Source organism: Curtobacterium sp. AC272 (assembly GCF_979258155.1).
In genome coordinates this window covers 3,600,020-3,620,517 of the sequence record NZ_OZ409838.1, presented here as the reverse complement: position 1 = coordinate 3,620,517, position 20,498 = coordinate 3,600,020, and the positions used below count along the sequence as shown (strand labels likewise).

Annotated in this window: 17 protein-coding genes and 4 pseudogenes; 9 read left to right on the top strand and 12 right to left on the bottom strand. The window is 70.1% G+C overall.

The features are described 5' to 3' along the window. Genes ACZZ0J_RS18645 through ACZZ0J_RS18635 form a run of 3 tightly spaced genes read right to left on the bottom strand, consistent with a single transcriptional unit; the run spans window position 1 to window position 3,961 of the window. Complete coding sequence (locus ACZZ0J_RS18645; protein ID WP_123341105.1) at window positions 1-942, bottom strand: ABC transporter permease; 942 nt, start codon at window positions 940-942, stop codon at window positions 1-3. Continuing rightward, complete coding sequence (locus ACZZ0J_RS18640) at window positions 942-2,363, bottom strand: M14 family zinc carboxypeptidase (RefSeq protein ID WP_463437968.1); 1,422 nt, start codon at window positions 2,361-2,363, stop codon at window positions 942-944. Before ACZZ0J_RS18640 ends, ACZZ0J_RS18645 begins: the two co-directional genes overlap by 1 nt. A gap of 11 nt (window positions 2,364-2,374) precedes the next feature. Next, a complete protein-coding gene (locus ACZZ0J_RS18635; RefSeq protein WP_228510196.1) occupies window positions 2,375-3,961 on the bottom strand; it encodes a peptide ABC transporter substrate-binding protein in 1,587 nt (528 codons plus the stop codon). A 158-nt stretch (window positions 3,962-4,119) separates the two neighbouring features. Between ACZZ0J_RS18635 and ACZZ0J_RS18630 the strand changes: the two genes are divergently transcribed. Genes ACZZ0J_RS18630 through ACZZ0J_RS18620 form a run of 3 tightly spaced genes read left to right on the top strand, consistent with a single transcriptional unit; the run spans window position 4,120 to window position 6,238 of the window. Beyond that, window positions 4,120-4,773 (top strand): FMN-binding negative transcriptional regulator, encoded by a 654-nt coding sequence (locus ACZZ0J_RS18630; RefSeq protein ID WP_463437967.1) that lies wholly within the window; start codon window positions 4,120-4,122, stop codon window positions 4,771-4,773. Further along, entirely contained in the window at window positions 4,770-5,294 is a 525-nt protein-coding gene (locus ACZZ0J_RS18625; RefSeq protein ID WP_463437966.1) for a hypothetical protein, read from the top strand. Before ACZZ0J_RS18630 ends, ACZZ0J_RS18625 begins: the two co-directional genes overlap by 4 nt. After that, window positions 5,180-6,238 (top strand): amidohydrolase family protein, encoded by a 1,059-nt coding sequence (locus ACZZ0J_RS18620; protein ID WP_463438230.1) that lies wholly within the window; start codon window positions 5,180-5,182, stop codon window positions 6,236-6,238. Before ACZZ0J_RS18625 ends, ACZZ0J_RS18620 begins: the two co-directional genes overlap by 115 nt. A 6-nt stretch (window positions 6,239-6,244) precedes the next feature. On the opposite strand, the gene ACZZ0J_RS18615 is transcribed toward ACZZ0J_RS18620, so the two are convergent. The 3 genes and pseudogenes from ACZZ0J_RS18615 to ACZZ0J_RS18605 form a co-directional block, all read right to left on the bottom strand. After that, window positions 6,245-7,174: an Fpg/Nei family DNA glycosylase gene (locus ACZZ0J_RS18615; RefSeq protein WP_123293993.1), complete on the bottom strand. Its 930-nt coding sequence runs from the start codon at window positions 7,172-7,174 to the stop codon at window positions 6,245-6,247. Between the two features lie 9 nt (window positions 7,175-7,183). Beyond that, window positions 7,184-7,681, bottom strand: coding sequence for a ribose-5-phosphate isomerase (locus ACZZ0J_RS18610; protein WP_123293994.1), 498 nt, complete (start codon window positions 7,679-7,681; stop codon window positions 7,184-7,186). A gap of 414 nt (window positions 7,682-8,095) precedes the next feature. Next, window positions 8,096-8,311 (bottom strand): annotated as a pseudogene (locus tag ACZZ0J_RS18605) (helix-turn-helix domain-containing protein); the annotation flags it as partial. A gap of 48 nt (window positions 8,312-8,359) precedes the next feature. Here ACZZ0J_RS18605 and ACZZ0J_RS18600 point away from each other — a divergent pair. Continuing rightward, a complete protein-coding gene (locus ACZZ0J_RS18600) occupies window positions 8,360-8,836 on the top strand; it encodes an N-acetyltransferase family protein (RefSeq protein ID WP_463437965.1) in 477 nt (158 codons plus the stop codon). Window positions 8,837-8,887: 51 nt separating this feature from the next. Here ACZZ0J_RS18600 and ACZZ0J_RS18595 read toward each other — a convergent pair. Further along, window positions 8,888-9,486, bottom strand: a pseudogene (locus tag ACZZ0J_RS18595) (mycothiol-dependent nitroreductase Rv2466c family protein). 199 nt (window positions 9,487-9,685) lie between these two features. Between ACZZ0J_RS18595 and pepN the strand changes: the two are divergent. The 3 genes and pseudogenes from pepN to ACZZ0J_RS18580 all read left to right on the top strand — a co-directional run bounded on the left by pepN (window position 9,686) and on the right by ACZZ0J_RS18580 (window position 13,905). Next, a complete protein-coding gene (pepN, locus tag ACZZ0J_RS18590; protein WP_463437964.1) occupies window positions 9,686-12,265 on the top strand; it encodes an aminopeptidase N in 2,580 nt (859 codons plus the stop codon). 81 nt (window positions 12,266-12,346) lie between these two features. Further along, window positions 12,347-13,141 (top strand): mechanosensitive ion channel family protein, encoded by a 795-nt coding sequence (locus ACZZ0J_RS18585; RefSeq protein ID WP_463437963.1) that lies wholly within the window; start codon window positions 12,347-12,349, stop codon window positions 13,139-13,141. Between the two features lie 312 nt (window positions 13,142-13,453). Next, window positions 13,454-13,905, top strand: a pseudogene (locus ACZZ0J_RS18580) (globin). A gap of 198 nt (window positions 13,906-14,103) precedes the next feature. Here the strand turns inward: ACZZ0J_RS18580 and ACZZ0J_RS18575 are convergent. Together ACZZ0J_RS18575 and ACZZ0J_RS18570 are read right to left on the bottom strand one after the other, a co-directional pair. Next, window positions 14,104-14,946 carry an NAD-dependent epimerase/dehydratase family protein gene (locus ACZZ0J_RS18575; protein ID WP_463437962.1) on the bottom strand — a complete coding sequence of 281 codons (843 nt, stop codon included), beginning with the start codon at window positions 14,944-14,946 and terminating at the stop codon, window positions 14,104-14,106. A 37-nt stretch (window positions 14,947-14,983) separates the two neighbouring features. Further along, on the bottom strand, window positions 14,984-15,685 hold the full coding sequence (locus tag ACZZ0J_RS18570; protein ID WP_123341116.1) for a hypothetical protein: 702 nt from the start codon (window positions 15,683-15,685) through the stop codon (window positions 14,984-14,986). 47 nt (window positions 15,686-15,732) lie between these two features. Between ACZZ0J_RS18570 and ACZZ0J_RS18565 the strand changes: the two genes are divergently transcribed. Further along, on the top strand, window positions 15,733-16,596 hold the full coding sequence (locus ACZZ0J_RS18565) for an acyl-CoA thioesterase (protein ID WP_123673310.1): 864 nt from the start codon (window positions 15,733-15,735) through the stop codon (window positions 16,594-16,596). Here the strand turns inward: ACZZ0J_RS18565 and ACZZ0J_RS18560 are convergent. After that, window positions 16,583-17,038: an acyl-CoA thioesterase gene (locus ACZZ0J_RS18560; protein WP_123673308.1), complete on the bottom strand. Its 456-nt coding sequence runs from the start codon at window positions 17,036-17,038 to the stop codon at window positions 16,583-16,585. The two genes, ACZZ0J_RS18565 and ACZZ0J_RS18560, sit on opposite strands and share 14 nt — an antisense overlap. A gap of 32 nt (window positions 17,039-17,070) precedes the next feature. Continuing rightward, a pseudogene (ettA, locus tag ACZZ0J_RS18555) lies at window positions 17,071-18,755 on the bottom strand (energy-dependent translational throttle protein EttA). Window positions 18,756-18,945: 190 nt separating this feature from the next. Here ettA and ACZZ0J_RS18550 point away from each other — a divergent pair. After that, on the top strand, window positions 18,946-19,653 hold the full coding sequence (locus ACZZ0J_RS18550; RefSeq protein WP_463437961.1) for a hypothetical protein: 708 nt from the start codon (window positions 18,946-18,948) through the stop codon (window positions 19,651-19,653). Window positions 19,654-19,693: 40 nt separating this feature from the next. On the opposite strand, the gene ACZZ0J_RS18545 is transcribed toward ACZZ0J_RS18550, so the two are convergent. After that, window positions 19,694-20,401, bottom strand: a complete 708-nt coding sequence (locus ACZZ0J_RS18545; protein ID WP_194672395.1) for a single-stranded DNA-binding protein — start codon at window positions 20,399-20,401, stop codon at window positions 19,694-19,696. Window positions 20,402-20,498 lie beyond the last annotated feature (97 nt).

Below are 20,498 nucleotides of genomic sequence, written 5' to 3'. Positions count from 1 at the left end.
TCATGCGGCTGCTCCGGTCCGGACGCGGGGGTCGAGGGCGGCGTGCAGCAGGTCGACGAGCACGCTCGTGACGAGGAACACCAGGATGAGCGCGGTCGAGATGCCGACGACGACTGCGCCCTCGTGCGACCGGATGCCCTGGAACAGCAGGTTCCCGACGCCGGGCAGGTTGAAGATGCCCTCGATGATCACGGTGCCGCCCATCAGGTACCCGAGGTCGGTGGCCAGGTAAGTGGCGGTGGGGATGAGCGAGTTCCGCATCACGTGCACGCCGACGATCCGACCGGGCGCGAGCCCCTTGGCCCGTGCGGTCCGGACGTAGTCGGCGTCGAGGGTCTCGATCATCGAGGTGCGGGTGAGCCGGGACACCGCGGCGAGCCCGAACAGCGCGATGACGAACGCCGGCAGGATGTACGCCGTCGGCCAGCCCGCGGTGACGCCGGCGACCGGGAACCAGTGCAGCCGCACCGAGAACACGAGCTGCAGGGCGACGCCGAGGACGAACACGGGGATCGCACCGACGACGATGGTGCCGACCAGGACCGTCTTGTCGAGGGCGGTCCCGCGCTTCAGGGCGGAGAGCACCCCGAGGCCGATGCCCAGGACGATCTCGAGGGCCCACGCAGTGAGCGCCAGGGTGATCGTGACGGGCCACCGCGAGGCCATCTGCTCGCCCACGGACTGCCCGTTGAAGTCGGTGCCGAAGTCGCCGCGGAACAGCCCGCCGAGGTACTGCACGTACTGCAGCCAGAGCGGCTGGTCCAGGTGGTACTCGGCCCGGAGCGTGCGGACGACCGCGTCGCTGAGCGGCCGGTCGCCGCCGAGCGCCCGGATCGGGTCACCGGGCAGCGCGAACGTCATCGCGTAGATGAGGAACGTCACCCCGAGGAACACGATGGCCAGGCCGCCGAGCCGGCGACCGACGGCGAGCGTCGGACGCATCACGCGCCTCCCGACACGGCCGCCGACACCGGACGGGAGGCACGGGTCGGGTCCGCGCTGTGCCTTCCGTCGTCGCCTTCGGCGACGTGGCTCGCGCAGGCGAGGATCGCCCCGAACTGCACCCCCACCAGTTTGCGGATCGGGATCGGTTCGGCGCCCGTGGCGGCGTCCGCCTGCCAGTGCGCGTAGCGCTCCGCCAAGCGGTCGCGCAGGCGCCGGAGCGGCGCGGACGCCGTACCGGCGGTGGTCTCCGCCTCGAACGCCCGGAGCAGCATGCCGCCGTAGCGCAGCCGGAAGCAGCGGACCAGGTCCTCGCAGCCGAAGCGCTCCGCGACGGTGGCCCGCCGGTCGGCCGGCTCGCGGTCGGCCCGGCGGCGGTCGGTGTCCGCCGTGCCGGCGAGCATCGGCACGAAGGCCCGCGACGCCTCGAGGAACGGCGACGCGATCGACAGCATCGGCGACGCCTCGTCGAGCAGCTGCTGGAGTTCCTCGCCCGAGGCACCGAGCCCGGCGGAGCAGCGCCGCAGCAGGTCGGCGTACGACTCGTCGGTCGGGGTCTGGTCGTCGGCGTCCGGGTGGCTCCAGTACGGCAGTTCGGCCACCATGCACAGTGCTCCGTGCCGCATCGCCCACGCCGCACTCGACGCACCGTGGATGTGCTCGCCCGGGTCGACCCCGAGTGCTTCGAGGTAGTCGTACGCGGTCTCGATCCCGTCCATCGCGAACACCGCGGGGGCGAGTTCGCGCAGGAACGGTGACTCGGGCTCCCCGGTGTCGAGCGGCAGCCCGAGCGCGGCGGGGACTGCGTGCAGGGTGTCGACGACGTCGGGCAGGTCCTCGGACAGGTAGTAGTAGACCCCGCCCATCTCGCCGTTGTGCAGCGACACCAGCAGGTCCGGCTCGGTGTCGTCGATGAGCCGCATGAACGCGAGCGTCTCCGGCAGCACCTGGTCGAAGTACACCGACTTGTGGCTGTTCGGGAACGTCCACTCCACCTGGCTGTCGGGTGCCGGGCGGTAGAAGTGCCGCGAGTAGAACACCCGGTCGTGCGGGTCGTGGAACCATGCCTCGTTGAGCCGCATGCCGTCCGGGTCGATCGTCGGGACGATGTGCCAGGTGACATCGAGCGCACGGGCGTCGTCGTCGGTGAGCACCGTCTCGGCGAGGTGCAGGGCCGTCCACGAGCCGATCGGTTCGTTCGGGTGCACGCCGCCGACCACGACGGCAGCGTGCGCCCCGGTGCCGATCCGGTAGGAGTGCAGCGGTTCGCCGAGCCGGCTGGTGCCGATCCGGGTGACCGTGACCTGGTCCGGGTGGGACGCTGCGAGCGCGTCGAACCGGGCGTGCAGGTCGTCGACGAGCGGGAAGCCGTCGTGGTCGGGGACCTCGGCCGCCAGGCGGAGGATGGTGCGCTGGTCCATGTGGTGGTGCCCTACTTCACGGCGATCTGCGCGACGACCGGGCTGCCGGCGACCGCGGGGAGCTTGGTGACCTTGTCGCTCGTGACGTACGAGTACTTGTCGAAGAAGGTCGGCACGACGGGGAAGTCCTCGAGCACGGCCTCCTGCGTCTTCGTGTAGTACTCGTTCGCCTCGTCCTGCGAGCCGGCCGAGTCGGCCTTCGCCAGCAACGCGTCGACGGTGTCGGACTGGTAGTACCCGGTGCAGGGCGAGCAGCCGCCGGCCAGGGTGAACAGGGCGCGGAGGGTGTTCTGCTGGCTGATGTACAGCGCACCCCAGTGACCGAAGTGCGGGCCGGCGACCTTCTTGTCCGTCAGCTCGGAGTAGTACGAGGCCCAGTCGGTGGTGGCCTTCGCGACGGTGTCGACGCCCAGGTTCTGCCGGATCTGGTTGGCGTACGCCTCGTACAGCGAGTCGAGGCCGCTGCCACCGGGGTAGACGAGCGTGATCGTGCCGTCGAAGCCACCGGACTTCGCCAGGAGCTGCTTCGCCGCCGCGGGGTCGAACTCGCACGCGTCGCCGCAGATGCCCTCCTCCGTGCCGGACATCGACGGGGGCGTGAGTGCGGTGGCGGGTTCGTACAGGCCGCCGTAGATGGCGGTGTTCACCTCGTCGCGGTCGATCGACATCGAGATGGCACGCCGGACGTCGGGGTCGGAGTAGCGGTCGTCCCAGAGCGGGAAGCCGAGGTAGTCGATGCCCGGGGCGTCGAAGGAGTGCAGGCGGTCACCGAAGTCGGCCTTCGCGCTCGTCATCTTGTCGGTCGGCAGGAACAGCACGTCGGCGTTGCCCGCGAGGACGTCGGTGTAGGCGGTGTTCATGTCCGAGTAGCTCCGGAACGTGACGTCCTTCGTGACCGGCTTCGTGCCCTCGTAGTCCTTCCACGCGGTGACGGTGAACTCCTTGTCCGCCTTCCACGCCGACTGCATCTCGTAGGGGCCGTTCCCGATCGGCTTCTCGTCGTACGCCTTCAGGTCGTCGTAGGCGGCCTCGGGCATCGGGTAGAACGCCGTCTGGGCCTGGCTGAGCTGCAGCGGGAACTGGCTGTCGGCGTGGGTGAGCGTGACCGTGAAGGTGTCCTTGCCGGTGACCTGCAGCCCCGACATCTCCTTGGTCTTCGGGGTGCCCTTCGCCGGGTTGAGGTCGGTGTACCCGACGATCGCGGCGAGCTGTCCGCTGTTCTCCCACGCGTTGGGGCCGTAGGCGACGTGGTTCCAGGCCTTCACGTAGCTCTCCGGGGTGACGGCCTCGCCGTTCTGGAACGTCCAGCCGTCCCGGAGGGTGATGGTCCACGTGGTGGCGTCGTCGCTCTCGACGCTCTTCGCGGCGACGTCGTGGAGCTCGCCCTTCGCGTCGGTCTGCGTCAGCGGGGCGAACAGGCTCTGCACCTGGTCGAACGCGACGGTCTGTCGTCCGGGCGTCAGGTGGTCGGGCTCGCCGGTGGCGTACACCAGGCTCGATCCGCCGGCGGAGTCGGCCGTGCCGCTCGCCGAACAGCCGGTCACCACGAGCGCCAGTGTGGCTGCCGTGGCCAGGGCGGCGATGGTCCTGCGTCGCATGGGGGTCTCCTCGGGTCGTCGTTGATGAGTGAAGCTAGGCCCGTTCGAGTACCCGGCACAATGCTTCTTTCAATGAACTCTGAAACTTTTACTGTTCTGAAACACTCGCGAAACGACAGGTGTCGCGCTCGACGGGGGCCGTGTGCCACGCTCGGACCATGCGGCACACACCCCACTTCCTGATGACGGACGTCGACGAGGTCAAGCGCCTCGTCGCCGGCAACCCGTGGGCCACGATCGTGTCGCACACCGACGCCGGGATCGTCGCGTCGCACTACCCGTTCCTGCTCGAGACACCCGGGCCGGACGACGACCCCGACGAGGTCGTCCTCGTCTCGCACGTCGGCCGCCCCGACGAACTCGCGCACGAACTCGGCCGCCACGAGGTCCTGGTCGTGGTGCAGGGTCCGCACGGCTACGTCTCCCCCGCCTGGTACCCGCCCGAGCAGTTCGTCCCGACCTGGAACCACGTCACCGCCCACCTGTGGGGCACGCCCGAGCTGCTGTCCGACGACGAGAACTTCCGGGTGCTCGGCGAGCTCGTCGACCACTTCGAGCAGGTCATGCCGGAGCCGGTGTCCCTCGAGATCGACGAGGAGACCGCACGCCGGATGGCGAAGGGCACCGTGGGCATCCGGATCCGCATCACCTGGTTCGACGCTCGCGCGAAGCTCTCCCAGAACAAGGCGCCCGAGGTCGTCGACCGCATCATCGCGGGGCTGCGCGGCGACGGCCCCTACGCGTCGCCGGCGCTCGCCGACGAGATGGAACGAGCGCACGCTGCGCGCGCTGACGACCGGGAGGCTCGATGAGCGAGATCCTGCTCCGTACCGTCCGCAGGGTGGGCACCTCCGGGGCCCCTGCCGACGTCCGCATCGCCGACGGCCTGGTCACCGAGATCGCGCCGGCCGGCACGCTCGACCCCGCCGGCCCCGACACCGAGGTCGTCGAGGCCGCCGGCGCCTGGCTCGGCCCCGGCCTCCGCGACCACCACACGCACTTCGACCAGTGGGCCCTGGTGCGCCGCCGCGTCGACGTCTCCGGCTGCGACTCCGCGGAGTCGACCGCCGACCTCCTCGCCGCGGTCGCGCGGACCGGGGTGCCGGACCGCGTGCTGATCGGCCACGGCTACCGCGACGGGTTGTGGCCGACCCCGCACGACGCGAGCTGCTCGACCGGGCCGCACCGGGCCTCCCGACCGTCGTCATCAGCGGTGACCTGCACGCGGTCTGGTGCAACGCCCTCGCGCTCGCGCACTTCTCCGCACTGGTCGGCCGCTCGCTCGAGGCGGGTGACGACGGGATCCTGCGCGAGCAGGACGCCTTCGACGTGACCGGTGCGCTCTCGCAGGTGCCGGACGACCTGCTCGACGGGTACGTCGCCGACGCCGTGGAGGCCGCTGCCGCGCGCGGTGTGACGGGCATCGTCGACCTCGAGATGCGCTTCGGCCTCGACCGCTGGGCGCGCCGGATCCACGCCGGCACCGACGCACTCCGGGTGGCGTCCGGCGTCTACCCGGCCGAACTCGACGCGGCGATCGACCGCGGACTCCGCACCGGCGACGTCGTGGACCGGACCCGCGGCCTGCTCACGATGGGGCCGTTCAAGGTCGTCACCGACGGCTCGCTCGGGACCCGGACCGCGGCCATGACCGACGGCTCCGGTGTGCTGGCGTGGGAGTTCGACGACCTCGTCGCGATCACCCGCCGAGCCGTCGACGCCGGACTCGTCCCCGCCATCCACGCCATCGGCGACCGCGCGAACACCCTCGCGCTCGACGTCTTCGAAGCCGTCGGCGCCCGCGGCACCATCGAGCACGCGCAACTGCTCGTCGACACCGACGTCGACCGGTTCGCCAGGCTCGGAGTGGCCGCCTCGGTGCAGCCCGAGCACGCCATGGACGACCGGGACATCGCCGACCGGCACTGGGCGGGCCGCACCGACCGCGCCTTCGCGTTCGCGTCGCTCGCCCGAGCCGGTGCCCGGCTGCTGCTCGGGTCGGACGCCCCCGTCGCGCCGCTCGACCCGTGGATCTCGATGGCCGCGGCCGTCGGACGCGACCGGGACGGCCGCGACCCGTGGCACCCCGCCGAACGGCTCTCCGCGCTCGCCGCGTGGCAGGGCTCGACGGACGGTCGGGTCAGCGTGGCCGTCGGCGACGTCGCGGACCTGGTGCTCGTCGGGTCGGACCCGCTGGCAGCGTCGTCGTCCTCGTTGCGGTCGATGCGCGTGCTCGCGACCGCGATCGCCGGACGGTTCACGTACTCAGAGCTCTGAAGCGCGCTACTTCTGGTCCTTCGGGCACCAGTAGAGCTTCCGGCCGGCCATGTCGGCCACCCGGATCTCGGTGCCGCACACCCGGCAGGGCTCGCCCTGGCGGTGGTAGACCCAGTGCCGGTCCTTGCGCGACCGCTGCGCCTTCTTGTACTCGGCGTCGGACAGGCCGTCCATCGTCATCATCAGGCCGTCGCGGACGCCGTCGTGCAGCAGCTTCGACCAGTCCGCCCACAGCGCCTTCGCCTGCTTGACGGTGATCTTCTTGCCGACCTTGTACGGGTCGATGCGCTGCCGGAACAGCAGCTCGGCGCGGTAGATGTTGCCGATGCCGCTCACCACGGACTGGTCCATGAGCAGCTGGCCGATGGCGACGTTCCGCTTGCGGACGTTGTCCACGAAGGTCTTCTCGGCCTCGGGACCGTCGTCGTTCATCGGGTCGGGGCCGAGCTTGTCGAGGGCACGCTGCACCTCGGCCGGGGTCTCCACCACGCAGGCCGTCGGGCCGCGCAGGTCGGCAACGGTGTCCTCGGTCAGGATCCGGACGCGCACCTGGCCGACGGGGTCCGGCGGGAACGACTCGATCGGGTCCTCGACCTTCTCCTGCTCGGCCATCCGGTACCGCGCCAGGCGTGGAGCACCGATGGAGGTGAGCGATTCCTCGCCGTCGTCGTCGGCCGACAGCGCCGTGGCGGTCGACAGGTCGCCGGCGAAGTCCCACGCACCGTAGAGCCCGAGGTGGACGCGCAGGAACAGGTCGCCCTCGAACTCGAGGAACATCTGCTTCGCCACCGCCCGGGCAGCGATCATCCGCTTGCCGTCGAGCTGGGCGGCCCCGGCGGCGAACCGCCCCTGCGGACTGGACACCTCGCAGCGCTTGCCGACGAAGTGCCGGGTGAACTGGTTGGCGATTCGGTGGACGGAGTGACCCTCGGGCATGGGACCTGTCTACTCGGCCGAGCCGTCGATCTGCTTGCCGGCGATGTGCCCCGTCTGCTCGTACTCGGCCAGCTGCGCGATGCGGCGCGCGTGACGCTCCTCGCCCGAGAACGGCTCGGCGATGAACAGGTCGACGAAGCGGATCGCTTCGTCCTCGGTGTGCTGGCGCGCACCGATCGAGATGACGTTGGCGTCGTTGTGCTGGCGTGCGAGGAGTGCGGTCGACTCGTTCCAGACGAGCGCTGCGCGGACGCCCTCGACCTTGTTCGCGGCGATCTGCTCACCGTTGCCGGAGCCGCCGAACACGACGCCGAGCGCCTGGACGCCGGCTCGCTGGTCCTGCACCACGGCGTGCGCGGCGTTGATGCAGAACGAGGGGTAGTCGTCGAGCGCGTCGTACTCGGTCGGTCCGTGGTCCACGACCTCGTGCCCGGCTTCGGTCAGGTGCGTTGCGAGGGTCTGGTTGAACTCGAGGCCGGCGTGGTCCGTTCCGAGGTGGATGCGCATGGAACCGATCCTATTCCTGCGGCTACTGCCCCGGACCACCACGACGACGTACCGCGTGGGCCCCTCGCCCGGGTTCCGGTAGACCACGTCGGCGGGGTCACCGAGCTCGATCCGGTCGCCCGCGGCGAGCCGCGTCGGCTCGCCGCCGACGACGAGCTCGAGCACGCCGTCGACCACCCAGATGCAGTGCCGCAGGAACGCGTAGGCGGACGCCGGGTAGGCCACTTCGCGGCCGGCCGGGAGGCGCACCTCGGTGACGTCCGCGGGGAACGCCGCACTCGAGACCGGACGGCGGCGGTACCCGGTGTCAGGATCGGTCCAGGACTCCGCGGTCGCGCCGCGTTGGATGCCACGTGCGTCGTCCGGGTCGGTCGCCCTGGGCACCTCGTGCTCGAGGGCTTCATCGAGGAGCTGCGAGATCGTCAGGCCGAAGGCGCCGGAGAGCCGGCCGAGGATCGTCGCGGTGGGGCTCGACACCCCGCGTTCGACGCGGTTGATCATCGCGCGGGAGACACCGGACTCCTCGGCGAGCTCGGTGAGGCTCCACTTCCGTTCGGTGCGCAGGCGCTGGAGACGCTCGCCGAGGGCACGTTCCGCGAGACCCGGCTCGTCGTCTACGATGTGAGACATGACGACAGCATATGCGACGAACGGGACGGATCCGGTCGTGGTGCGCGATTGCGGACCCCGCGACCTCGACGTCGTGCACGCCCTGCACGTCGACGCCGTGCTGCACTCCACCGCCATCTGGCAGGAGACCCCGCACCCCGCGCGTACTTCGACGGCTGGCTGGCCGAACGGCAGGGCGACGGGTACCCGGTGCTCGTCGCCGAGGTCGACGGCACCGTGGCCGGGTACGCCACGTACTCGCAGTGGCGACCGCACCACGGGTACCGACTGACCGTCGAGCACAGCGTCTACGTGGTCGAGTCGTTCCGCGGTCAGGGCATCGCCTCGACCCTGATGCGGTCGCTCGTCGAGCGGGCGACCGCCGAGGGCCGACACGTCATGATGGCCGGGATCTGCAGCACGAACACCGGGTCGATCGCCCTGCACGAGAAGCTCGGGTTCAGCACGGTCGCGGTCGTGCCCGAGGTCGGACGCAAGTTCGACCGCTGGCTGGACCTGACGCTCATGCGCCTGCCGCTCGCCTGACGCGAGCCGAGGGGCGGGGCGAGCCGCGCCTCCCGTCCGCTTGCCGGAGCGTCAGGCGGTGGTGTCGAAGACCGGGCCGACGGTGCGCGAGCGCTTGAGCTCGAAGAAGCCGGGGTACTTCGCCACCGCGACGACGCCGTCCCACAGGTCGAGCGCTTCCTGGCCCTTGGGTGCCGGGGAGATGACCGGGCCGAAGAACGCGGTGCCGGCGACGGCGATGACGGGCGTGCCGACGTCCTGTCCGACGCGGTCGATGCCGTCCTGGTGGCTGACGCGCACGGCGGCGTCGACCTCGTCCGTCCAGGCGTACTCGAGCAGGTCGGCGTCGAGGCCGAGTTCCGCGAGCACAGCGGGGACCACCTGGTCGGGGTCCTGCTCCTGGCGGTGGTGGATGTGCTCACCGAGGGCGTCGTAGAGCGGCTTCACGATGTCCTGGCCGAGCCGGAGCCGCGCCGCCGTGACGATGCGCGGGTAGAGCTGCCCCTTGTGGATGCGCTCGCGGTACTCGTCGGGGATGTCCTGGTCCTCGTTCAGGACGAACAGGCTCATCACCTTCCACGTGACGTCGAGGTCGCGGTGCTCGGCGACCTCGCCCACCCAGCGGCTCGTCATCCAGGCCCAGGGCAGTTCGGGTCGAACCAGAACTCCACGGTGGTGCGTTCGGTCGGGTGTTCCGTCGTGTGTTCCGTCGTGTGTTCCGTCGTCTTGTCCACAGTCGTCTCGCTCACGCTCCGAGCGTACGCGGCGTCGCTAGGCTGGGGATGACCGTCCCGCCGGTGCACGACGCCGTGCCGGGACTCCCCTCGCGGACCACGATCGTCCGCGTCCTCAGCGAAGATGGAGCGTTGCGTGCCCGGAGAGAACCTCACCAGAACCGAAGCCCAGGAACGTGCCGGCATCGTCAGCGTGCAGACGTACGACGTCGAGCTCGACCTGACCCGCGGCGCCGAGACGTTCGGCAGCACCACCCGCGTGCGCTTCACCGCGACCGCCGGTGCGTCCACGTTCATCGACGCGATCACGAAGACCGTGCACTCCGTCACCCTGAACGGCACCGCGCTCGACGTCGCCGCGGTGAACGACGGCGTCCGCATCCAGCTCGACGACCTGCAGGAGCAGAACGAGCTCGTGGTCGTCAGCGACGCGCTGTACACGAACACCGGCGAGGGCCTGCACCGCTTCGTCGACCCCGTGGACGACGAGGTGTACCTGTACTCCCAGTTCGAGGTCCCCGACTCGCGCCGCATGTTCGCGGTGTTCGAGCAGCCCGACCTCAAGGCACAGTTCTCCTTCACCGTGACGGCGCCATCCCGGTGGCAGGTCGTGTCGAACTCCCCGACGCCCGAGCCCCACGTCGACGGTGAGAACGCGACCTGGGCCTTCCCGCCCACCGCGACGATCTCGAGCTACATCACCGCGCTCATCGCCGGCCCGTACGAGGTCGTCCGCGACGAACTGACGAGCAGCGACGGCCGCACCATCCCGCTCGGCGTCTTCGCGCGCAAGTCGCTGGCCGAGTACCTCGACCCCGAGTACGTGTTCGAGACCACCAAGAAGGGCTTCGCCTACTACGAGGAGAAGTTCGACGTCCCGTACCCGTTCGAGAAGTACGACCAGCTCTTCGTGCCGGAGTTCAACGCCGGCGCGATGGAGAACGCGGGCGCCGTCACGTTCACCGAGACCTACGTCTTCCGCTCGAAGGTGACCGACGCCATCAAGGAGCGCCGGGTCGTCACGATCCTGCACGAGCTCGCCCACATGTGGTTCGGCGACCTCGTCACGATGAAGTGGTGGAACGACCTGTGGCTGAACGAGTCGTTCGCCGAGTGGGCCTCCACGATCGCCACCGCCGAGGCCACCGAGTGGACCGAGGCCTGGACCACGTTCCAGGCGATGGAGAAGTCCTGGGCCTACCGCCAGGACCAGCTCCCCTCGACCCACCCGATCGTCGCGACGATCAACGACCTCGAGGACGTCCAGGTCAACTTCGACGGCATCACGTACGCCAAGGGCGGCTCCGTCCTGAAGCAGCTCGTGGCGTGGGTCGGCATCGACGCGTTCTTCGCCGGTGTCTCGGCCTACTTCAAGAAGCACCACCACTCGAACACCGAGCTGCGTGACCTGCTCGTCGAGCTCGAGGCCACCAGCGGCCGCGACCTGTCCGAATGGTCGAAGCTCTGGCTCGAGACCGCGGGCGTCAACACGCTCCGCCCGGAGATCGAGGTCGACGCGTCCGGCGCGATCACCTCGTTCGCCGTCCTGCAGGAAGCGCCGGCCGACTACCCGACGCTCCGCCCGCACCGCCTCGCCATCGGCGTCTACGCGTTCGGGACGGACGACTCCGCGCCGTTCGGTGCCGACACCGCGTCCTCGGGCGGCAAGCTCGAGCGCGTGCACCGCGTCGAGATCGACGTCGACGGCGCACGCACCGAGGTCCCCGAGCTCGTCGGCGTGCAGCGCGGCGACCTCGTGCTCCTCAACGACGACGACCTGGCCTACGCCAAGATCCGTCTCGACGAGCAGTCCCGCACGACGGCGATCGAGCACCTCGCGGCCATCGCGAACCCGCTCGCCCGCTCGATCGTGTGGGGTGCGATGTGGGACGCCACGCGCGACGCCGAGTCGCCCGCCAGCGACTACGTCCGGCTCGCGCTCGGCAACATCGCGACCGAATCCGAGTCGACGACCATCCGCACGACCCTGTCGCAGCTGCTCCTGACGACGCGCAACTACGTGGCGCCGTCGAAGGTCGACGCCACGGTCCGTACGGTGGGCGAGACGCTCTGGCAGCTCGCGGCATCGGCCGAGGCCGGGTCGGACGCCCAGTTCCAGTTCGTGAAGTTCTTCGCGCAGATCGCGTCGACGCCCGAGCACGTCGCCACCCTGCAGGGGCTCCGCGACGGTTCGGTCACGCTGAACGGGCTCGAGATCGACACCGACCTGCGCTGGGAGCTGCTCGAGGGCCTCGTGCTCGCCGGTGCCGCCTCCGACGCCGAGGTCGACGCCGAACTCGCGGCCGACAAGACCGCGTCGGGTGAGCAGGCCGCGGCCCGCGCCCGTGCGACGATCCCGACCGCCGAGGGCAAGCTGGCCGCGTTCGCGTCGCTCGTCGACTCCGCCGAGCTGCCGAACGCGATCGTGCGCCAGACCACTGTCGGGTTCCAGCACGTGAACAGCCCCGTCGTGCTCGAAGGCCTCGTGCCGAAGTACTTCGAGGTGCTCACCCGCATCTGGGCCGAGCGCAGCTACCACATGGCCGACACCATCGTCTCGGGCCTCTACCCGGCGCCGCTCGCGTCGGCCGAGCTCCGCGACGCCGCCCACGCGTGGCTCGAGGCGCACCCGGAGACCCCGGCGCTGCGTCGCATCGTGTCCGAGAGCGTCGCGGGCACGGAGCGTGCGCTCCGGGTGCAGGCCGCCGACGCCTGAGTCTGCGTCGCTGATCTGCGGGGCCTCGGCGTTCCTCATGGAACGCCGAGGCCCCGCCCTTAGCATCGACCGGATATGACCTTGGCTGCAGAGACCTCCGACGTCCCGAAGTGGGCATCCAACGCGTTCACCCAGTTCGTCGACGCCTGGCACATCCCGATCACGATCGTGATCACGATCATCGCGGCGATCATCCTGCGCGTGATCCTCCGCCGGATGATCAAGCAGATCGTCGACCGTGTCGTGAACGGCGTGAAGAAGCGTCAGGGCGCCGAGGACACGCAGGCACTCATCGCGTCGCCGGTCCAGACCGCGCGCGTGGTGCAGCGGACCCGCACCCTGGGCAGCGTGCTCGAGAACCTCGCGACGGTCATCGTCGTGGTGGTGGCCCTTGCGATCATCATCCCCGTGGCGATCCCGAACGCCGCCGTCGGCATCGTCGGTGGCGCATCGCTCGTGGCCGCGGGCCTCGCCGTCGGCGCGCAGTCGATCGTGAAGGACCTGCTGTCCGGAATCTTCATGATCCTCGAGGACCAGGCCGGCGTCGGCGACGTCGTCGACACCGGGCAGGCCACGGGCGTCGTCGAGAACGTCGGACTCCGAGTCATGCAGGTGCGCGACGTCAACGGGATCCTGTGGTTCGTGCCGAACGGGCAGATCCTGCGCGTCGGCAACCTGTCCCAGGGCTGGTCGCGCGTCCTCGTCGACATCACCGTCCCCTACGACACCGACATCGATGCCGTGCAGGACGCCCTGCTCGCGGCCGCCGTCACCATGTCGCAGGAGCCCCGCTGGCGCCAGCGCATCGTCGAGAAGCCCGAGATCTGGGGGCTGCAGTCGGTCTCCCCGACGGCATGGTGTTCCGCCTCGTCGTGAAGACCCGCGCCTCCGAGCTCGACGTCGTCGGCCGCGAACTCCGCGCCCGCCTGAAGCACGCCGTCGACGAGCTCGGCATCACCCTGCCGGCGATGGCGATGATCATGCCAGAGGGCTGGGAGAACGCCACCTCGATCAACGGGCTGCGGTCCGTGCAGACGCGTCCCACCCCGGCACCGACCAAGCCGCGCCGCGCCAAGCGCAACGTGCTCGGGCAGCCGATCCGCACCGACGACCACCACGACGGTGGGAAGGACCCCAGTGACCGATCCCACACCTCCGAGCGGTGGCCCCGGCGGGGCTGGTCTCGGCATGCCCGGCGTGCCCGGCGTGCCCGGTGTTCCGGCGCAGCCCATCACGCTTCGGGTCGGCGAGCACGGCGTCTCGGCCACCGGCTCGCTCTTCGACCGCATCGGCGGCGCCCCGACCTTCGACCGGCTCGTCCGCCGCTTCTACGAGGGCGTGCAGCAGGACGACGTCATCTGGCCGATGTACCCGGCCGACGACCTCGAGGGTGCGATCTGGCGCCTGTCGGCCTTCCTGCAGCAGTACTGGGGCGGGCCGGGCACCTACAGCGAGGAACGCGGACACCCCGGCTCCGGATGCGGCACAACCCGTTCCGCATCACGTCCGAGGCCCGCGAGCGCTGGCTGCACCACATGCGCGAGGCCGTCGAGTCCCTGCAGCTCGCACCCCTCGACGAGGCCGAGCTCTGGGCGTACCTCGACCGCGCCGCGCACGCCATGACGAACACCTTCGACTGACGCCAGCTCTTCAGCCGCCCACGTTCCGACTGCCGCCCACGTTCCGCCTGCCGCCCACGTTCCGCCTGCCGCCCAGGTTCCGAAATCTGCACATCTCGGTGCCGTCTCGTCCCGTTCGTGGAACCTCGGCGAACGGCGCGCGGCGTGTTGTGGAACCTCGGCGGCGCTGACGCCGTCGTCGAGGGCCGTTCGTCGTCCTCAGCGCACGTACGAGCCGGTGGCGAGGTCCTGGACCAGGGACGGGTGCGTCGGGTTCCAGCCGAAGGCGGAGCGGGCGTGGGATCCGGACGCCTCCTGGTGCAGGAGCAGCGCGTCGGCGAAGGCCTCACCGAGTCGCTCGCGCGAAGCATCGACGCTCTCGGCGACGACCGGTGCGCCGTGCGCCCCCGCTTCGGCGAGTTCGCGCACCGTCGGGTTGTCCCCGGTCGCGGCGACGATGTACCCGTCCTGCTCGGCACACTCCAGCGCCAGGACGTAGAGCTCGCCGAGGTCGTCGACGTGCACCGTGGTCCAGCGCTGCGAGCCGTCACCGACCAGCGTGACCGGCTGGGTGCCGTCGCTGACGAACATCGCGGGGATGCCGGCACCGCGCCCGTACACGATGCCCGGGGCGACGATCGTGGTCCGCACGTCGCTCGCCCGCACGGCAGCCTCGTTCGCCGTGCGCCACGACGTCAGTTCTGGCGGATCGATCGGCGACTGCTCGGAGATGTCCGTCGAGTTGCCGAAGGTGAAGATGCCGCCGGTGTGCACGAACGGCTTCGGTGTGCCGACGGACGAGCGAAGGACCGTCGCGGTGAAGTCCGGGTCGACGTCGGGCGCGGACGCCGTGTGGACGACGCCGTCGGTCTCGTGCAGCAGTCGCTCGACGACCTCGGTGTCGGTGACGTCCCCGACGAGGGCGTGCCCACCGGCGTCACGCACGTGCTGCGCCTTCTCGTCGGAGCGGACGATGGAGGTCACCTCGTGCCCGTGGGCGACGAGGGCGCGGAGGACGGAAGAACCGATGTACCCGGACGCGCCGGTGAGCAAGACGTGCATGCGGCCAGCCAACCACCTCGCCAGGACGTGACGTTCGCTACAGGTTCAGGGTCCAGGCGCGGCGTTTGACGAGCACGTGCCCGCGCGACGTCGTCAGACGGCTCCACGGGCCCGTCTCGAACAGGCGGACCGGGTCGTGCCCGAGGAAGCCGAGGCTCTCCCCCGCGAAGCCTGCACCAGCCGGCAGGTGCTCGATGCCCGGCACCGGACGGCCCCAGACCTCGGATCGCACCTTGCGGATGATCGCCTCACCCGCGTTGGTCGGGACAGCGTCGGCGACCTCGGCGATGCCGTCACGGGTGGCGCGGCGCAGCAGCTCCGGCGAGACGTCGGGCAGCGGCACCCATCCGCCACGGGGCGGGGAGATCGCCGCCCACGTCACGGTGTGGACCTCGTGCGGGAGCTCGACCTCGATCGGGGTGGCCCGCGTCGGGTCGGCACCGTCGGCGTGCTCGGCGTCCTGCGCCTCGGCGAGGAGCCGGAGGCGCTCGAGCAGGGACTGCAGCGGCACCACGACGTCGATCGTCGCGGGCTCGGTGAGCGAGAACGTGCGGAGGCCGAGCACCGTCGGCAGCTCGTCGAGGAGCCCGAGGGGGTACAGGATCGCCGTGTAGACCGCGAGGACACCTGAGTCGGCGATGAGCCGGACCGAACCGTCCTCGATCCGAGCGGCACGTCCGAGGTACGTGCGGAGGTCACCGAGGGAGGCGGCGTCGGGAAGCGTGAACGAGGTGCCCATGTCGAACCGATCCTACCGGCGCACCCTGTGTTCGTAGACTGCACCACGTGAACGGCGAACCCGACTTCCTGCGGACACTCCGACTCGAGGACACCGGTGCGAGCACGGGTGAGACGATCCTCACCGGCGCGAACCACTGGTCCCCCGGTGGGCGGGTGTTCGGCGGTCAGGTGCTCGCCCAGTGCATCGTCGCTGCGCAGGCCACCATCGAGGGGCGTGACATCCACTCGATGCACGGGTACTTCCTGCGCCCCGGCGACATCGACGTGCCGATCACCTTCGGCGTCGAACGCATCCACGACGGTCGGTCCTTCGCGACGCGGCGCGTGCAGGCCTACCAGCGCGGTGTGCCGATCTTCTCGATGATCGCGTCGTTCCAGGTGCCGGACACCGGGGTCGAGCACCAGGACCCGTACCCGGTGGACACGCCGTCACCGGAGTCGCTGCCGTCCGCCGCGTCGATCCTGTCCACCATCGACCACCCCGTCGCCAAGGCCTGGGCCGAACGGTCGATCGACCTGCGGCACGTCGAGGGACCGGTGTTCGTCGACGTGCAGGGCGAGCACGTGCCGCACCAGGCGGTCTGGTTCCGTGTGCAGGGCGACCTGCCGGACGACCCCGCGCTGCACCGTGCGGTCCTCGGGTACGCCAGCGACCTGTCGATCCTCGAACCGATCATGCGGCGGCACGGCGTCGCCTGGGGCACGCCCGGCGTGAAGAGCGCCAGCCTCGACCACGCGATGTGGTGGCACCGCGACGGTCGGGCCGACGAGTGGGTCCTGTACACGCAGGAGTCCCCCAGTGCGCAGGGCGGCCGGGGGCTCGCGTTCGGCCGGATGTTCTCCCGCGACGGACGCCTGCTGGCGACCGTGGCGCAGGAGGGGATGATGCGGGTCCCTACGGGCGGCTGAACTCCACCGGCGCCTCGAGGTACTGCTCGCACGCCGCACGCTCGGCCGCGGTCAGCCGCCGAGGACGGTTCGTGGCGGCGTCCACCATGACGAGCGCGGTCGTCGCCCGGGTGTAGAGCTCGGCTGGCTGCTGCCCGACCGGCGACCAGACCTCGTACGACACGTCGACGCTCGCCCCACCGAGCCGCCCGATCCACATCTGGATGTCGAGCGGCTGGCGCAGGTACGGGATCGACGCGAGGTACTCGAGGCGCTGTCCGGCGATCACCGTCATCGTGCCGGAGCCCGGCCGACCGTCGATGATCGGCTCGGGAAGGCTGCCGTCAGCCGACAGCTCACCGGCGTCCGGGCCCCAGAACCCCACGATGCGCGCCTCTTCGAGCAGGCGCAGCATCGCGGAGTTGTTGACGTGGCCGTAGGCGTCGATGTCGCTCCACCGCATGCGGATGGGAGCGTGCAGTCTCGCCACGCGGGTCAGTCGCGGGTGAGCTTGCGGTACGTCGCGCGCCCGGGCTTCGCGGCGTCGGCACCGAGGCGCTCGATCTTGTTCTCCTCGTACGCCTCGAAGTTGCCCTCGAACCAGTACCAGTTCGGCGTGCCGTCCTCGTTGAGGCCTTCCCACGCCAGGATGTGGGTCGCGATGCGGTCGAGGAACCACCGGTCGTGGGTGATGACCACGGCGCAACCGGGGTACTCGAGCAGGGCGTTCTCGAGGCTGCCGAGGGTCTCGACGTCCAGGTCGTTCGTCGGCTCGTCGAGGAGCAGCAGGTTGCCGCCCTGCTTGAGGGTCAGCGCGAGGTTCAGACGGTTGCGCTCACCACCGGACAGGATGCCAGCACGCTTCTGCTGGTCCGGGCCCTTGAACCCGAACTGCGAGACGTACGCGCGGGACGGGATCTCGGTCTTGCCGACCTGGATGTAGTCGAGCCCGTCGGACACGACCTCCCACAGGTTCTTGTTCGGGTCGATGCCGCCGCGGCTCTGGTCGACGTACGAGATGTCGACCGTGTCGCCGATCTTCAGCGTGCCGCCGTCGAGGGGCTCGAGCCCGACGATCGTCTTGAACAGCGTCGTCTTGCCGACACCGTTCGGGCCGATGACACCGACGATGCCGTTGCGGGGCAGCGTGAAGGACAGGTCACCGATGATGACGCGCTCACCGAACTGCTTGTGCAACTTCTCGGCGTCGATGACCTGCGAGCCCAGACGCGGGCCCACGGGGATCACGATCTCCTCGAAGTCGAGCTTGCGGGTGCGCTCGGCCTCGGTGACCATCTCTTCGTACCGGGCGAGACGGGCCTTCGACTTCGCCTGACGGCCCTTGGTGTTGCTGCGGACCCAGTCGAGCTCGGAGGACAGGCGCTTCGCGAGCTTCGCGTCCTTCTTGCCCTGCACCTCGAGGCGCGCACGCTTCTTCTCGAGGTACGTCGAGTAGTTGCCCTCGTACGGGTAGAGGCGACCACGGTCGACCTCGGCGATCCACTGGGCCACGTGGTCCAGGAAGTACCGGTCGTGGGTCACGGCGAGGACGGCACCGTGGTACTGCTGCAGGTGCTGCTCGAGCCACTGCACACTCTCGGCGTCCAGGTGGTTGGTGGGCTCGTCGAGCAGGAGCAGGTCGGGCTTCTGGAGCAGGAGCTTGCAGAGCGCGACACGACGCTTCTCACCGCCGGACAGGTGCGTGACGAGCTCGTCCCCCGGGGGCACTGGAGCGCGGCCATGGCCTGCTCGAGCTGCGAGTCGAGGTCCCACGCGTCGGCGGCGTCGATCTCCTCCTGCAGCGTGCCCATCTCGGCGAGGAGCGCGTCGAAGTCGGCGTCGGGCTCGGCCATCAGCGCGGAGATCTCGTTGAAGCGGGCGAGCTTCGCGTGGATCTCGCCGACGCCTTCCTGGACGTTCTCGAGCACGGTCTTCGTCTCGTCGAGCTCCGGCTCCTGCATGAGGATGCCGACGGTGAAGCCCGGCGTGAGCTTCGCCTCGCCGTTCGACGGCTGGTCGAGACCGGCCATGATCTTCAGGATCGTCGACTTGCCCGCACCGTTCGGTCCCACGACGCCGATCTTGGCGCCGGGGAGGAACGACATCGTGACGTCGTCGAGGATCAGCTTGTCGCCGACCGCCTTGCGGGCGCGGACCATCTGGTAGATGTACTCAGCCATATCGGCCCCAAGTGTAGTGACCCCGTCGGTGCGTCGCGCGCCCGGCACCGGATCGCCGCTTCGCGCACCCGGCGGAACGGGGGTCTGTCGGGATCCGTGACGACGACGTAGGTTGTCCTCGCCAACCACCTCGGGGCCCGTCGCTCACCACGACGCGGACCGGCTCAGGATCACGGACGGGATGACAACCATGACCAGGCACGCCACACGACTGCGCCGACTCGCGCTCCCCTTCCTCGGAGCGATCGCGCTCACCGCTGCCCTCGTCGCGCCTGCGTCTCCGGCGACGGCCGCCGGCGCAGTGCCGAAGGGCTCCCCGTACCTGCTCTACACGGCGACCATCAGCGCGGACGGGGCAGGTACGGGGTACTCGTCGTACATCAACGTGCACGACGCCCACAACAACGCCTACGCGTTCGGCATCCAGTCGGACAAGGGCTCGCCTGAGAGCAAGGGCAAGCCGCGCTTCATCTGGGAGCGGGTGCAGAACGGCAAGTTCACCTACGGGTACCTCGGTCCGGCGACGAACAAGAACACCCCGATCGGGATGCGCTGGTACCAGAACGACGTCGCGACGATGATCGTCAACCACAAGACGATCGGCACGCTCAAGCTCAACCTGGACGGTCGGCTGTTCTTCAACGCCGAGGCGAACGGCCGCCTCAACGGCGACGTCGTGCACTCCACTGTCCAGGACACCCGCATCACGGTGGGCAACGTCAAGGGCCGGACCGGTCTGAACGGCACGTGGAACACGAACTTCTCGTTCCACGGCATCAAGGCGACCCAGATCAACAAGCCGGCGGTCCAGGAGCGACGTTCCGGATCAACGGTCGGGTCTCCGGGCTGCCGCGCGGCGGCAACTGGGACACCGACCAGGTGTCCGGCATCGGGATGATCGCGCAGAAGTGGTGACCGTCCGGCGCGTCTGACCAGGGTCACGCGGCGGCCCGAGTGAGCGGCCCGTCGTCATCCGACGGCTGGGGGTCGAATGCGGCTCCGTCCTGCTCGAGCATCCGCTCGGACGGCCCGACCGCGTCCGCGCCGTCCAGCCCGTGGTCGGTCCCGGCCTCGTTCTCGTGGTCGGGCCCGTCGCCGTGGTCGGCCTCGGCCCGGTGGTCGGTCTCCGCCTGAGGGTCCGCCCCGAGCTCGTGGCCGGCGTCCTGCCCGTGCTCGTGCCGTTGACCGTCGAGCGCCGGAGCAGCGACGAGGCCGCCGCCGTGCACCTCGCCGGTTCGGGGATCGACGCCCCGCACGCCGCCGTGCCCGGACGTGGTGTCGTTCACCTGCCGCGGCACCCGGACCCAGTTGCTGATGCCCCACGCCAGGTCGTGCCCGATGCCGTCGGCATCGATCTCGACCGACGTGCCGCCCCGGCCGTCGCGCTCCCAGGTGCGGATCCGGACGCGGCCGGACACGACGATGCGGTCGCCCTTCTTCAGGGACTTGAACACGTTCGACGCGAGGGAGCGGAACGCGGTGACGGTGTACCAGTTGGTCGCACCGTTGACCCAGGCCGCGCTGGCCCGGTCCCATCGACGTGACGGTGAGGCGAGGCGCAGGCTCGTGATGGCGATGCCGGTCTCGGTGACGAGGTGACGGGGTTCCGTGGCGACGATTCCGCAGACGGTGATGATGTCGTTCATGCGTCGATCGTCATCGAGCCCGGGGCTGCGGAAGCAGCCCCGGGCTCGATCTGTGGCGTGTGGACCCGACCAGGCGACCTGTGGAGGACGAGTCCCC